Genomic DNA, 12,561 nt, shown 5'->3' with positions numbered 1-12,561 from the left:
CTATCCGGGGGCAACAAGCACCTTCGGCATCAGTTGGCTAACTGACACAGCCGAAAGCCCCAATGACAATCCTGGTTTTAGTCGTCGAAGACGAGCCCATCATCCGTATGAATACGGTCGTGATGATCGAGGACGCCGGCTACGAGGCCGTCGAGGCCTCGAACGCCGACGATGCTATCCTGCTGCTGGAGGCGCGTCCTGAGATCCGCGCGGTGTTCTCGGATATTGAGATGCCCGGATCGATGGACGGCCTGAAGTTGATCCATGCCATCCGCAAGCGTTGGCCACCGGCGGTCCTGATCTTGGCGTCGGGACGCGTTACGCCGTTGGTCACAGACATGCCGGAGAGGACGGTCTTCCTCAGAAAGCCGTATGCTGAACGGGATCTGCTGAAGGTTCTTGAAGGAATCGACTAGACAGGGCCTTCGTCACGGCGGCAACAATCTTGACGCTGGTCGCCGGCTTGCCAAGCCAGGTGCCCTTTAGGAACACGGGGTCGATCGCGCTCTCGGTCGGCTCGCTTCCGGAGAAAACCACGAACGGGATGCCCATGTCGTGGAGGCGCTGCGCGACGAGTTCGCACGACCCGTCCTGGAGGTCGACGTCAAGAAGCGCTACGTCCCCCTGGTTTGCCTTCAGCCATTCCATGGCACTGGCGCAGGTTGCCAATGTGCCCGCCAACTCGAACCCAGCATCGGTCAGGATGCCTTCGACGTCCAATGCGATGATCGGCTCGTCTTCGAGGATGAGCACCCTCGACCGGGGCTGCATCGATTGCATGTGCTGGGGTTCCAAAATCACTTGTCGCGGTCTGGACCGCCTAATGCCTGCACGGTAGCCCTGTTCCGTCAGCAGAGTCGATCCCCGTGACGTCCACGCCGATGTGGCGACATGCCTCTAAGACCTTGGCCAGCACTTCAAATAGCTACCGGGACTTCACTAGCCCTCCGATTGGTTGCGGCACTACCGCTGAGGAGATGTGCAAGGCCCAATAGTCAGGTCAGGACCGATTGTTCGTCTTCCAGCAGGCCGTCGCCGCCGCACCTTTCCAAACGCCATTGGCCTTGCAACCGGAATAGCTGACGGCGCACAGCCTTGCGACGCAGGCGCCGGGGTTGTTGCCGTTCTGGCACTTCTGTTCGCAGCTGGCATTCATCTGCGAGCAAGACGAATTTGCGGTCTTGCAGCCTTCCTGGGCCTGGGCGCCCGAGATGCTGCCCAACATGCAGATGGCGAACGCGAAGGCACATATGGAATTGGTGTGCATTGACGACCTCCCGTAAAGGAAATCAACACACTACACATCGACGCACTTGTCTAGCGGCGGGCCGCTCTCGGCAGGTCGAGGTCGCCAATGTCCTGCGACACGATCATCAAATGCAATGCGGCGAGGTCCAGTTCTGGCTTGCCCTCAAATCAGCCAAGCGCGTCGCTAAGGGCAGGCGGAGCTACGTGATCAGTCATCAGTCCGAAATCTCACGGCTGGCGCTCGTCCAGTTGTCGTTGGAGCTTTGGCATGCGAGAGCCGATTGCGAGCTGTCATCGCGCGACCCCTGCGAGGGGGCATCGGACGCGCGCAAAGCCTTGTGCCTCGCAGCGTCCTTTTCCGCGATCAGCTTCTTGAGCCTCTCGCGTCGTATTGTGCGTCGAAAGCCCGATAGCCTTCTAATCATCTCACTGCCTCGATCAACCGGCATGCCATCAGCGCGATGTAGATGACCAAGCCGAATTGGATCGTTAGACCGACCAGCTTCGTTGACCTCGACGGACGGAAATTATTGGGCTTGCCCCAGAACGTTTCGCTTTGCTTCACTTTGGGTCACCGTTGCGAACTCTGCTGGTAGCGCTTCAAAAAGCGCGCCTTCGATGCCGCCGCTAACGGACCACGTAGCCTTTCAGACACGCGTGGCGCGGAAATTGGTCATACTCAGGATTCCAATTGCAGCTCCACGACCTGCGCGTGAGTATCGCTCGGGGGGCAAGGGAGTAGCGGCATGCCTGTGCCAGCATCATCAGAAGCCAAAATGGCTCGAACCAACGGGCTTCTAATCCGAGTTGCTATTGTGGTTGTGATCGGGGCCATCGTGGTCTTGCCACTGTTCGGATAACTCCGGCCAACCACGCCTCTGCCAAGCGACAAGCGCGAGGCAGGCCAATTCCGAAGCCACGGGACTGCGGTCACTAATCGGTCCAAAGCAAAGCGCTAGACCCATGCTCATCTTCGGTGTCCGCTATGAAATCGACCCGCCTGAGCTTGGCCAAGAACTGCGGGATGCGCTTACTCGTAGCGGCTGGGCTGTCCGGGCAGACGGAGCCTTTGTTGGCCTGTTCGGCTGTGCCCAGGATGCCGCCACGACGTTCGATGGGCTGGCTCGCAGTGTCGGTGCACGGCCGACTGCCCGGTACGTGTTCGAGCACGACAGTGGCCGGTTCGTGCCCGTGATGCCCCTCCCGGACGACTGAGACGGGCCTTCGCAGGATCGACGAGCATCGGGGCCAGACAGATACCCCGCCGTGCCGGGGGAACAGCACGACGGGGTAAGGTAGTCTCGCCAGAAGTCTGAGAATGATGCCGGTTCAAGGTTACCCTTAGGTTAAGCAATGTCGCGCCACCCATTCGGCTTCCGTCAGGACGGGGTCGCCATCCCGCTCGTCGGTCACGAGCATGATGTCGGCGCCAAGCCGGGCCTGCCATTCCTCGTGCGAAAGCATGTGCGAGCTGACGACGTAGCGAATGCCGGTGCGGGCTTCGTCGTTTTCGAGCTTGGCGATGCGCCTTGCAAGGTTGTCTCTCATTGGATCGTCTCCCGTGCGTTGGTGGGCTCGTTTCGGGCATCCCAAGCGGCCAGGAGATGCGGCGCGCTCTCGGCCAGATGGTCGCGATACTCGGCTTCCCAGCCATCGCCGCAGGTGGCCTTTAGCTGGCGCTCGGCAGCCTCGATACGCTCCATCAGGGCGGCATCAGACAGGCGGGACAGTTCATCCCGGCCGTGCCTGGCCTCCAGTTTTACCAGCCGTTTTGCAAGGTCGCGGTTCATTGGACGGTTGCCCGTTCCTCAATCGGCTCCACGATGACGCGGAACACATGAAACACGTTGCCGCCTGAGCTGGCCGCCACGACGGCCTTGATGCGGGCTTGCCGCTCGGCGTGGCTGGCGTCGCCGATGACGTGCCGTTCCACCACACGCAGATGCGAGCGGCCCGCCTTGACGGCCTCCAGCTTCGCGATGCGCGTTGCCAGTTTCATCATGCCGCCATCCTCTCTGCCGGGGCGCACAGGACGATGCGCAAAACAGGGTCGCCGGTTTTCATCCGGCCGGTGGCGATGGCGTCGCGCTCCTGCTGTTCGGTTTCCTCCTGTGTGCCGCACAGGATGACGGCCGAGCCGATGCGCTGTGCCTTAGCCTTGCTCTCCAGTCTGGCGAGCCGCTGATGCAACGGGCGGCTCATGCCGCGTCATCCAGTAGGGCCAGGGCGCCCTCATGGCCGAGGATGCCGGGGCCGGCCTGCGCCTGGGTCCAGTGAACGCAGCGGCAAATGTCAGCCTCGGCGATTTCCCCTGCCTCGATCATGGCGGCGATGGTAGCGGGCATGTCACTCGGGTCGTCGCACCAGATCGGAATCCCGCCCGATGCCAACCTCTGGCTTTCCAGCTTCGCCAGCCGGCGCGATAGCGTTGTGTTGCTCATGCCTTCATCCCCTCCAGCGCCTCTAGCCTGCGGTTCAGGTCCGTCACCTCGATAGCCTTCACATGGGCGTCCACCAGCTTGCCCAGCTCGGCCGCCTCTGCCGGTGTCAGCTCGCCCGTCGCGACGGCAGCCATGAGGGCACGGGTCGCTTTCGGCAGATCCTCCAGCGTCTCGATGGGGGGCAGGTCGAACGTTACGGATCGGTCTTTCCGAGGCGGCGCCAGGCGATCCATGCACAGGCGCAAGGCCTGCATGTCGCCCGCCTTGGCAAGGTCGATTGCCTTGCGCGTCAACGTCTTGGCTTCGCCCTCTAGCAGGGCCTCGATCGCGAGCGTCGTCCTATGCCGTGCGCCCTTGGGCCTGCCAGCATTGCCGGGCGCGAAGGGCTTGCCGCGCGTATTTCTCACGTTTTTTCGCGTCTCCTCGCTCATGCCAGGCCCCGCATCATCACCCACACGATCATGCCGAAGCTAGCCAGCGTCAGCAGACCGCCTCCCCTTGCCGGAAGGCGGGGGAAAAGGCAGTCTCCAGATCGGAGCGGAGCTTTGAGCATGGTGGATACGAAGAAGGCTGGCGGATTGCTCATCGCAGCTGCGGTCGTCGTTCCTTTCGTCCTCCATTCAATCAATTTCGGTTGGCTCGGCCCGTACGCCTTCACCCTCTGCTTGATTGGAGCGGTCGTGCTGTCCGTTGACGAGACCATCAAGCGTCGGCTCGGTAGCAAATGAGGGCCAGTTTGGAAGCCGCGCTGATGGCGGCCGTGCTGATGCTGCCGGCTCATCCGTGGGGCCTATCGCTGTTCTTCATTTGCTGCTGCTGGCAGATTTACCGGCGCACCCCCCGGCCGGATCGTTACCTCAAGTGGCCGTCCTGAACCGAGGCCGGCAATCTGACCGGCTTCCTCCGCAATGCCGTCCAGGAGTTTCATCACTGCGGGGCTGCGAGTCGCCATGCTGGTTACGCGCTTAAGCTGTGCCACGTCATCGGAGGCAAGCATTTTTGCGATTTGCTGCGCCAGCCCGGCATCAAGTTTCATGCGGCCACGGCGAAGTGCGTTGGCTGCGATGGCGCCTGCAACGGCACCGGCATTGCCACCCTGATAATATCCTGTGACGCCGCCTACTGCGGTGGCCGGAGCGCCAGACATGGCCATTTCGGCAAGCTGCCGCGCGGTGCTTGAATTGCCGCCGATTGCGTTCTGCAATCTCAACATGGCCGTCTCCGTCATCAGGGCGGCCTCCATCGTGGCAGCTTGTCTGGGGCCTAGCCCCCTCGCCCAACTCAAACTTGATGAAGCCGGTTTTGACCAACTCCGCATCCGGGACCGCATCGCCGCCCCCGGCTTCCGCAGGCGCAGGGTTGGCGATCAAATCGTCATCCCACAGCAGGGAGCCGGTCGGGCTCAGGGCGCGCTCGCGATAGTCCGTGTACGGCAGGAAGACACGAGGCCAGCGCCCGTTCGCGTCCGCTTGGATACAATTGGGGTATGCCGGCAAAGGCGCCGTCCTATTCCCATCGGAAAAGGCGACAAGCGGTGTGGACGTGCCCGCGACGAAGAACTGAAGCCGCGCCCCAGGGACCACGTTGCCGTTGATGTCGAGCGCGGTCTGTCGCGACAAAGGCCATGAATACGAACTCATATCGCTAGCCCGTCTCGATGGCCTGGCGCGGCACGCATCACGATACGACTCCGGTGGCCTGAAAGTTTTCTTGCCCGCGGGCAAGCTGAGCCCGGATGAGCGCGCGGATTGTGCTGGACATCGACGTGTCGCGACGGACGGCCTCGCGCTCAATCGCAGCGCGAAGATCAGGCTCCGCAGCGACGAACAGTTTTTCGGTTCGGCGTGGTCGAGTGGAATGCATGTCGGCCTCCATTGCCGGCAGACAGCATACTCGAAACGATGAAAATTACCAGCACTCTCAATATGTTACCTCAATTCACGTCAAGTCATTTGGTGACGTTTTTGGGCAGGCGCTGACATTCGGCGTTGACTCAGGCGAACGCTATGTTCTTTCTTTGTTCTCATCACAAGGATGCGAACAATGTCGGCACAGCCAGCGGACCAGAGGCAGGACGATACGTCCTTCGATGCGGAAATCACCGCACTGATCGAGGACCTGCTGGAGGAACACGAGGGCTTCGAGCGCGCTGCATTCCGAGCGCTGGCGCGCAGCTATCTGGCGCTGCTTGCGGAGAGCGAGCGGCTCGTGGCGGATGCCGATCGATCCTGCTCGCGCGGCTTCCTGCGTGGGCTGTTTTCCGAGGGGGCGCGGCCTGATCTATCCGAGGACGAGGCGTGATGGTTCAGCGATCCAAGCGCAGCATGTCACCGGGTAAGGCTCGTGAGATGCAGACCGTAACCCGCGACTTTCATTCCACCGTGAGGCGATGGTGCGGAGAGATTCCCATCAGCAGCCAAGTCTATATCGCCCTCGACGTGCTGAACTTCGCCCTCCACCTCGCCCACAGCCAACTCAACGTGGCTGCCGGCAGCAACGAGCCCGACAAGTTCCATGGGCTCTATCGCATGGACATCGACGCAGGAGAGGAATGATGGCGATGGCTCCTTCCTGGTCGCATCAGGTCGAGATGAAGGTTGACCGGCAGACCGCGCCCGAGCGCCTACGTCGCATCGAGAGCTGGTGCGCGGAATGGCAGATCGGATTTCGAGTTCGCGATCCGATGGCAACAGAATCCATCGTCCGGGTGGCTTTCGAAGATCCACGGTTTGCCAGGGCGTTCCACTCGCATTTTGGCGGCGTCATGGTGCCCGTTGATGAGATCGAGCACGCGATGACTGCCGATGCCCGCGACGAGGATAAATAGGATCGGTTGGCGCGAGTTCCCTGAGGACGGATGAGTTCGATGCGGGCCGCTTTCAGGAACGATCCGCCCCGAGATCTGTTGCTGGGAGCGACGCTACAGTTCCGAGCAGGCCCACCATGACGATTGAGACTAGCGACGAGTACGAGGCTGCCATTGAGCGCCTGAAGGCCCTCGGCGATAATCCTGCCGAGGGCCCAGAGCAGGATGAGTTCTTCGAGATCAGCGCTGCAATGGTCGAGTACGAGACGAGTGGTGCCGCTATGAAGGGAGCCCGCAGATGATCGAGATCAAGAAGGCCATCGTTCGCTGTCCCGACGACTACGAGCGCGCCGTCGAGCGCGTCGCAGAGCTTGGCACGCCACCTGAGGGATCGGAGGAGGAGGCCGAGTTGTTTGGGCTCATCGAAGCGATCGAGAAGTGGGACGCCCGGCATGAGGACGACGGTGAGGACTGGGCATAGCGCGGGGTGTGCCGCTCGCCATTGCTGCTGATTATGTCCAGATCGCCGGGTCAGCGACTTCCGAACGTGCCTGATATCTGAATGCCGACCTTCACAGCCGTGCGGTCATTTGCATCCCGTGACGGGAGATCTACCGCGAACCAAGGACCAAGCGTGGCCTGAATAATGGGTCGTCGGCGACGATCGAGCACAACAGCCGAGTGCACCGCCCAGGTCGCTTTGTCGCCCGCCAAATCGATCGTCAGGTGGCGCAGAAGCCCGTTCAGATCCCAATGTGTGAAGCCGTCGCGGCTGATCACAAACCCGTTTCGATCGACATGCACATCGCAAAGGGTCTTGTTGAAAGCGATATGCAGACCCGTACTGGTCCCTTCTTCCCGAAAGCTCTGGCCAATGGCCGCGCCGGCCGCAGCTTGCCGCCACCATGCATCACGATGTGATACCCCAGGATTGTCGGGAATGACTCCACGGTAGCCAGGCACGACCGCCCGGATGGCTTCATTGAGTGTCGCGGGCGGAAATGCGCGCCTGTCCACGAGGGTTGCGAAGGACTCCCGCATGCCCTCGCGGAACTCAAACAGCAGGCCAGCCGAAGCCGGGGGCGAGAACACCTTCACGACCCGACCAATGAAGGGGAACAGGCTGACATTGAAGATGCGTTGAAAGTGATTTGCTGCGAAATGAAGCTCCCATTTCAAGCGCAGTTCACCTTCGAGCGGAGATTTTGGCGGTGGAAGCGTATCGCGAGGCATCGTCCCGTCTCCTTTCGCAGAGCTGGGCGGAGAGGCGCTTTGCCGCGCTCGCTGCGCCTGATGGCCGAGCACATGATGTTGTCGGCGCCCGCGACAAGCTGGTTCAATGCGCGCCGACATATTCCCCCGATCCCAGCCAAGTGTTCGGAACCTGTGACCACTCCCGTGTGAAGGGAGTTCTCTACCGGGCTTCAGACGGCGACATTCGACAACTCCACAGCCATGCTCACCACTCGGTGTTCCGACAACGTGCTGCGATCGATTTTTCCAGCGAAGCCATGACGCGCGAAAACCTCCTGATGGGTAGGTGAGCGGAGGTATCCAGCCATCGACCAATTCGGGAAGAGCCGATCCGACGAAGGCCGGAAGCCCAGCACGCTCATCGCACGGTGCCGCTTGTCGGCTTCGATTCGTGCAGCGGTCGCTTCAACCGCTGCTTTTGGTCCCTCCAGAATCTGGAGGAACGTTTCTCCATCGAAGATGAGATAGCCGGTGATGCCGTCTCGGGAATTGTTGCGCCGGGACGCTGACAGGATGTCCCGTAGGGCAACCGGCGCACTGTCGATCCTCCCCAAATTGAACGTCGAAGCATATACGAGGCGTTGAATTTCAACCGTTTCCATGAGCGCTCAACGCACGCTGGCGTCTTCTGTTCACAACGGCTGCGGGGCCGCGCCAGTCGCTCAAAGAGGCCGCCCGTTCATTAGTGCCCATTCCAGCGCGGGCATTGTCTTTGCCTCGATCGACATGGCCGGCCCGACTTTGTCGTGATGTTCGACAAGCATCGCCTTCAGCGTCTCAATCGCCGCACGCTCTCCCTCACACTCCCGATGCTCCTCGAAGATTTCGTCCATTGACGCGATATGCTCGTGCTTGAAGATTTGTAGAACCGCAATCCATTGTCCCTTGCCGGTGCGGCGTATGCGCTGCAGTTCAAGCCGGCGCTCCCCCTCTGCCGCGATTGCCTCCCAGATGAACTGGTCTTCGGGCTCGGCCTTCGCTTGGGACCGCGCCTCCCAGATAAATCCGGGGAGCGCCTTCTCCGAAAGCTGCCGGATTTGCCAGTTCCACATGGAGTGCGTCGATCGAAGCTCGCTGATGACGGACTTCGCTTCGTAGGTGACCCGGCCTTGCTCGCAGCCGTGGGTGAGCGCTTGGCGCAGGTTCTGGCGAGCAACCGCCGCCTGGCTCAATCGCCCGCCATCAACTTTCAGGCACGCCGCCGCATTGAGGCTGTCATCGCTGGGCTGATCGATGCTCTCGACCGGCTGGACGGCGAAGCCGACCACGAGCAGACAGCCATCGAGACACATGGCGCCGGCTTCCATCTCGATGCCCTCGGCGATGAAGGCGAAGAGAGCGACAACGGCCTTGCCGACTCTGGCCGTCATGACGCTCAGATGTCGCTCGGGCGCGGCCTGCCATGAGCGCCGCGCGATGGAGACAGAGAGGGCAGACCTTCCCCGACGCCCTCGGCATTTGGCTTCCCACGGGAGAGATTCGGATCATGGACGGGCGCTTGGAGCAGCGCTTCAAGGTCCGCATCTACCGCATTAGCGGACGGGGCTGGGGCGAGTACTTCGACTGGCGCGCCGTTCCGGTGCTGAAAAGCGGCTGAGCAGTAGAACGCAGACGGCCAGCGGATTGGAACTCAGGTCGTGCCATCCTGTTGGGAGCAATGGGGGTCATTGTAAGGAGGCACCCATGCGAGATGGCGATGGCAACAAACTCTCTCCGGAAGAGCAAGCGCGTGTGAAATCGATCCAAGGAGATCCAGGCGCACAAACTACGACCCAGGTTTCGATCGATCCTCACGCCGAGAAGGATACCGGCGAAGCGGACAAACCCCAGTCGCACCGGGACGAGATATCGTCTGCAGGTACGGGCCAAAGTTGAAAGAACCGAGGCCAGCGACGGCTCGCTTCATCTGGCTCGACGCTCGTTAGAGTGCCGGGCCTTTTCACGGCCGCTGTTCGTCTTCATCAGGGGAATGGCAACGGTCGCGGAACGTTCTGATCCCGCTACTCGTTCAATCGGTTCAAGCACGAGGAGTTTGCCATGGACCACTCCAAGCATACCCGCCTGACCCCTATCGAGCTAACGGCCGATATTCTCGATGGCGCGACGATTTATGGGCCGGGCGATGAAGAGATCGGCTCGGTGTCGCACGTTCACGGGATCGGGCCGAATATCCAGATCGTCATCGATGTGGGCGGCTTCCTCGGTATTGGCGCAAAGCCGGTCGCCGTTCCCGTGAGCCGGTTGGAGTTCATGCGGGACGAAGAAGGAGATGTTCACGCGGTCACGAACTGGACAAAGGACCAGTTAAAGGACATGCCCGAACACATCGATCCCTAGGGCAACGGCTCAGATTTGAAACGAAAACGGCTCCGCATCACTGCGGAGCCGCCTCTCGTCGGGAGCTAGCTAGCTCAACCTTGGATGCCGCAAGTCTGACCCGACAGGCCAGTCGCATGCGACTGAGGTGCCGTATCCGATTTGCAGCTAAATCGCTACCTGTCGGCGAGCCAACACGCTGCGATGATCGAGTTGCTGGGCTGAGCTTAGGCGTTGCGCCAAAGCCGTGGGCTCGCGACGCCAAGTTAATCAGCGCCCTCCGCTTCTCCATAAGTGCTTGGTTTCGACCCGCCGCCTTTGCGTTATAAAGAACTGCGTCTGCGCGGCGGTAGAGACTTTCGAGGTCTCCAGAGCCATCGAACAAAGCTGCTCCGATGCTAACGGTCAGGCGGTCGGCCGTTGACGAGGCGCCATGGTGAATATTGAGATCGGCGACCGATGTAACGATCCTCTTTATGACACCGTGACCGTCATCGTAGTCCGCCCCGTATAGCAACACCCCGAACTCCTCCCCGCCCATTCTCCCTGCAATATCCAGAGGTCGTCGGAGACAGTGCGCAATGCACTGTGCAACTTGCTTGAGGGCCAAATCGCCGGCATGATGTCCGTATCGATCATTGTAGCTCTTGAAATGATCGATATCGAGGACAGCAAGCGTAACTGCTGCCCCTTCCCGGCGCGCTTGCTGCAATGCGGCGACTACCTGTTCCTCGAAATGTCGACGATTTCCTATACCCGTCAACGGGTCGTGCATTGCGAGATGATGCAACAGCCGGCGCAGGAGAAATTTGTCCCGCTGAGCATATTCCCGCAGATAGGCTCCCACTGCGCCTACAAATGCCGCAAAAAACAGCATGGCAGAAAACCGCAGATGTGCGGCCATGCTCTGAGCGTCAAGCATGATCCACCCCGCCAGGGTGACCGTGAGGGCAATAGAGGTTGCAGCCATAAGGCTCTGCCTAAAGGTCATTCCTATAGGCAGAAAGACGGCCATGATGATGGCAAATTCGGCCAAATCCGCTTGCGGTAAACCGCGCAATTTGTACACGTTGGCATTAATTGCGGCGGTAGCGCCAATCATTACCAAGCATAAAAAGGAAAGACATCCATAGATCTTCAGTAGCCGCGAACTGATGAGGCACGTCAGCAGAGCCGCCAGTACCGTCATCGTCAGGACACGTAAACAGATTACGATAATGGCATCAATGTTGAGAGCGACAAACTCAGCTTTAAGGCTCAGCCGCGTAACGTCAAATACTGCAAAAGCGACCCAAATTACCAGTGCAGTGCTTGTGCAGATGAGTGCACTGATGCGCTGATCAAGCCGCATTTGACTTAGATATTCGGCTTCCAGAAGTGGCGCAAATCTCAATAGCTTGAAGCCCCGAGCGCGCTGATTGGCGTAGGCTTCGCTGGGCGCGTGGCTCAATGCGGCGTCAACAGCCGCCATAGTTGGTTTCGATCGCGTCACAGATAAATCAATGAACGGGATAGTTAAATGCTCCGTTCCAATGTCTAATTGAATTTTAGCTTCGTTAATCAATCCTCAGAAATTCTCAGCCAATTATTCGCAATCTGCAACGAAATTCGCGCATTTTGATCTAGTCTTGGACAACTATCGTGCTTTTTCAGCTGTCCGCGACCCCGAGTTTTCTTATGCCACCAGCGCAAATTGAGCGAAAGCCTTAGCGGTCGCTCGATCGTTCTGTGACATCACTGGTTGCTAGGGAGGGTCTGGGAGTTGGCTCTAACCAGCGCGAGGATCTGGAGACCGAAGTGGTATCGCCGCACAGGCTGGCAACTCATTGCCTGCGGGCTTGTCGGCGTCGCGTTGGGGACCGCGGCAACGATGCCTGACTGGACGAACCGTCTCGGTATCGCGGACTCGATAAAGACCGCGCCCGTGACCGTCGTCAGGCCGAACGAGAATGCCTCCGCTGCCGTCTCTCACTCAACGCCTTGGTTTGCCAGATGCGGTTCCGCAGCCGCATCCGATTGTGTGGTCGACGGCGACACCTTTCGCTATCGCGGAGACAGGATTCGCATCGCCGATATCGACGCGCCGGAGACACGGGACGCCAAGTGCGAAAGCGAGGCGCAGCTTGGGGCGCGCGCTACGGTCCGACTGGCGCATCTCCTGAGCCAAGGCAATTTCGACCTCGTCCGATATGAAGGTCGGGATCGCGATCGGTACGGCCGGCTGCTGCGGGTGGTGACGCGAAATGGTGCGTCGATCGGCCAGATCCTTGTTTCAGAAGGGTTGGCGCGGCGCTGGGAAGGCCGCAGGCGACCGTGGTGCTAGCCTTCGATCTTAGACCGCCCTGTTGACGCAAACGCGCAAGCGCCCAACATTGGAGGCTACAGCTCCTTTCGACCGCCGACGCTTACGGCATATGGAAACCCGCGCGGGGCGCGGATTCAGAAAAGGTCGTCAGCCTCTTCCCGGTCACGCCGAAGGTCGAGCCCCCGCAGATC

General features: G+C 60.3%; 23 protein-coding genes. 10 read left to right on the top strand and 13 right to left on the bottom strand.

Annotated elements, in window-relative coordinates:
• The first annotated feature begins 62 nt into the window (after window positions 1-62).
• On the top strand, window positions 63-416 hold the full coding sequence (locus tag C8D03_RS12170) for a response regulator (protein WP_108046496.1): 354 nt from the start codon (window positions 63-65) through the stop codon (window positions 414-416).
• On the opposite strand, the gene C8D03_RS12165 is transcribed toward C8D03_RS12170, so the two are convergent.
• Both C8D03_RS12165 and C8D03_RS26130 read right to left on the bottom strand, forming a co-directional pair.
• The gene (locus C8D03_RS12165; RefSeq protein WP_108046495.1) at window positions 361-780 is read right to left on the bottom strand and encodes a response regulator; all 420 of its coding nucleotides are present in this window, start codon (window positions 778-780) and stop codon (window positions 361-363) included. The two genes, C8D03_RS12170 and C8D03_RS12165, sit on opposite strands and share 56 nt — an antisense overlap.
• A gap of 220 nt (window positions 781-1,000) precedes the next feature.
• Window positions 1,001-1,267: a hypothetical protein gene (locus C8D03_RS26130; RefSeq protein ID WP_146170159.1), complete on the bottom strand. Its 267-nt coding sequence runs from the start codon at window positions 1,265-1,267 to the stop codon at window positions 1,001-1,003.
• A gap of 944 nt (window positions 1,268-2,211) precedes the next feature.
• Between C8D03_RS26130 and C8D03_RS12160 the strand changes: the two genes are divergently transcribed.
• Window positions 2,212-2,463: a hypothetical protein gene (locus tag C8D03_RS12160; RefSeq protein WP_108046494.1), complete on the top strand. Its 252-nt coding sequence runs from the start codon at window positions 2,212-2,214 to the stop codon at window positions 2,461-2,463.
• A gap of 126 nt (window positions 2,464-2,589) precedes the next feature.
• Here C8D03_RS12160 and C8D03_RS12155 read toward each other — a convergent pair whose 3' ends face one another.
• Genes C8D03_RS12155 through C8D03_RS12130 form a run of 6 tightly spaced genes read right to left on the bottom strand, consistent with a single transcriptional unit; the run spans window position 2,590 to window position 4,120 of the window.
• The gene (locus C8D03_RS12155; protein WP_108046493.1) at window positions 2,590-2,796 is read right to left on the bottom strand and encodes a hypothetical protein; all 207 of its coding nucleotides are present in this window, start codon (window positions 2,794-2,796) and stop codon (window positions 2,590-2,592) included.
• Window positions 2,793-3,038 (bottom strand): hypothetical protein, encoded by a 246-nt coding sequence (locus tag C8D03_RS12150; protein ID WP_108046492.1) that lies wholly within the window; start codon window positions 3,036-3,038, stop codon window positions 2,793-2,795. Before C8D03_RS12150 ends, C8D03_RS12155 begins: the two co-directional genes overlap by 4 nt.
• Window positions 3,035-3,250: a hypothetical protein gene (locus tag C8D03_RS12145; protein WP_108046491.1), complete on the bottom strand. Its 216-nt coding sequence runs from the start codon at window positions 3,248-3,250 to the stop codon at window positions 3,035-3,037. The genes C8D03_RS12150 and C8D03_RS12145 overlap by 4 nt, the downstream gene beginning before the upstream one ends.
• Window positions 3,247-3,450, bottom strand: coding sequence for a hypothetical protein (locus C8D03_RS12140; RefSeq protein ID WP_108046490.1), 204 nt, complete (start codon window positions 3,448-3,450; stop codon window positions 3,247-3,249). The genes C8D03_RS12145 and C8D03_RS12140 overlap by 4 nt, the downstream gene beginning before the upstream one ends.
• Window positions 3,447-3,689, bottom strand: coding sequence for a hypothetical protein (locus C8D03_RS12135; RefSeq protein WP_108046489.1), 243 nt, complete (start codon window positions 3,687-3,689; stop codon window positions 3,447-3,449). Before C8D03_RS12135 ends, C8D03_RS12140 begins: the two co-directional genes overlap by 4 nt.
• A complete protein-coding gene (locus C8D03_RS12130; RefSeq protein WP_108046488.1) occupies window positions 3,686-4,120 on the bottom strand; it encodes a DUF5681 domain-containing protein in 435 nt (144 codons plus the stop codon). Before C8D03_RS12130 ends, C8D03_RS12135 begins: the two co-directional genes overlap by 4 nt.
• Before the next feature lie 120 nt (window positions 4,121-4,240).
• Between C8D03_RS12130 and C8D03_RS26450 the strand changes: the two genes are divergently transcribed.
• Window positions 4,241-4,417 carry a hypothetical protein gene (locus C8D03_RS26450; RefSeq protein WP_181300921.1) on the top strand — a complete coding sequence of 59 codons (177 nt, stop codon included), beginning with the start codon at window positions 4,241-4,243 and terminating at the stop codon, window positions 4,415-4,417.
• 62 nt (window positions 4,418-4,479) lie between these two features.
• Here C8D03_RS26450 and C8D03_RS26125 read toward each other — a convergent pair whose 3' ends face one another.
• Window positions 4,480-4,917, bottom strand: coding sequence for a hypothetical protein (locus tag C8D03_RS26125; RefSeq protein ID WP_146170158.1), 438 nt, complete (start codon window positions 4,915-4,917; stop codon window positions 4,480-4,482).
• A gap of 815 nt (window positions 4,918-5,732) precedes the next feature.
• Between C8D03_RS26125 and C8D03_RS12125 the strand changes: the two genes are divergently transcribed.
• The 5 genes from C8D03_RS12125 (at window position 5,733) to C8D03_RS12110 (ending at window position 6,976) form a co-directional block, all read left to right on the top strand.
• Window positions 5,733-5,990, top strand: coding sequence for a hypothetical protein (locus tag C8D03_RS12125; protein WP_108046487.1), 258 nt, complete (start codon window positions 5,733-5,735; stop codon window positions 5,988-5,990).
• Between the two features lie 47 nt (window positions 5,991-6,037).
• Window positions 6,038-6,244: a hypothetical protein gene (locus C8D03_RS12120; RefSeq protein ID WP_108046486.1), complete on the top strand. Its 207-nt coding sequence runs from the start codon at window positions 6,038-6,040 to the stop codon at window positions 6,242-6,244.
• On the top strand, window positions 6,241-6,516 hold the full coding sequence (locus C8D03_RS12115) for a hypothetical protein (protein ID WP_108046485.1): 276 nt from the start codon (window positions 6,241-6,243) through the stop codon (window positions 6,514-6,516). The genes C8D03_RS12120 and C8D03_RS12115 overlap by 4 nt, the downstream gene beginning before the upstream one ends.
• 116 nt (window positions 6,517-6,632) lie before the next feature.
• Entirely contained in the window at window positions 6,633-6,797 is a 165-nt protein-coding gene (locus C8D03_RS26445; protein ID WP_181300917.1) for a hypothetical protein, read from the top strand.
• Window positions 6,794-6,976 (top strand): hypothetical protein, encoded by a 183-nt coding sequence (locus tag C8D03_RS12110; RefSeq protein WP_108046484.1) that lies wholly within the window; start codon window positions 6,794-6,796, stop codon window positions 6,974-6,976. Before C8D03_RS26445 ends, C8D03_RS12110 begins: the two co-directional genes overlap by 4 nt.
• A gap of 50 nt (window positions 6,977-7,026) precedes the next feature.
• On the opposite strand, the gene C8D03_RS26120 is transcribed toward C8D03_RS12110, so the two are convergent.
• The 3 genes from C8D03_RS26120 to C8D03_RS12100 all read right to left on the bottom strand — a co-directional run bounded on the left by C8D03_RS26120 (window position 7,027) and on the right by C8D03_RS12100 (window position 9,119).
• Window positions 7,027-7,728, bottom strand: coding sequence for a hypothetical protein (locus C8D03_RS26120; protein WP_146170156.1), 702 nt, complete (start codon window positions 7,726-7,728; stop codon window positions 7,027-7,029).
• Window positions 7,729-7,919: 191 nt separating this feature from the next.
• Window positions 7,920-8,351: a BLUF domain-containing protein gene (locus C8D03_RS12105; protein ID WP_108046483.1), complete on the bottom strand. Its 432-nt coding sequence runs from the start codon at window positions 8,349-8,351 to the stop codon at window positions 7,920-7,922.
• A 60-nt stretch (window positions 8,352-8,411) separates the two neighbouring features.
• Window positions 8,412-9,119: a hypothetical protein gene (locus tag C8D03_RS12100; protein ID WP_108046482.1), complete on the bottom strand. Its 708-nt coding sequence runs from the start codon at window positions 9,117-9,119 to the stop codon at window positions 8,412-8,414.
• Window positions 9,120-9,786: 667 nt separating this feature from the next.
• Between C8D03_RS12100 and C8D03_RS12090 the strand changes: the two genes are divergently transcribed.
• The gene (locus C8D03_RS12090) at window positions 9,787-10,086 is read left to right on the top strand and encodes a photosystem reaction center subunit H (protein ID WP_108046480.1); all 300 of its coding nucleotides are present in this window, start codon (window positions 9,787-9,789) and stop codon (window positions 10,084-10,086) included.
• Between the two features lie 37 nt (window positions 10,087-10,123).
• Here the strand turns inward: C8D03_RS12090 and C8D03_RS12085 are convergent, their stop codons facing one another.
• Window positions 10,124-11,629, bottom strand: a complete 1,506-nt coding sequence (locus C8D03_RS12085) for a GGDEF domain-containing protein (protein ID WP_146170155.1) — start codon at window positions 11,627-11,629, stop codon at window positions 10,124-10,126.
• A gap of 306 nt (window positions 11,630-11,935) precedes the next feature.
• On the opposite strand from C8D03_RS12085, the gene C8D03_RS12080 reads away from it, so the two are divergent.
• Window positions 11,936-12,388: a thermonuclease family protein gene (locus tag C8D03_RS12080; RefSeq protein ID WP_108051561.1), complete on the top strand. Its 453-nt coding sequence runs from the start codon at window positions 11,936-11,938 to the stop codon at window positions 12,386-12,388.
• The last annotated feature ends 173 nt before the right edge of the window (window positions 12,389-12,561 follow it).

Origin of the sequence: Bosea sp. 124 (assembly GCF_003046175.1) — a bacterium.
Classification (GTDB): Bacteria; Pseudomonadota; Alphaproteobacteria; order Rhizobiales; family Beijerinckiaceae; genus Allobosea.
Note: the sequence above shows the minus strand (reverse complement) of the source record. Positions and strands in the feature narration are given on the sequence as shown.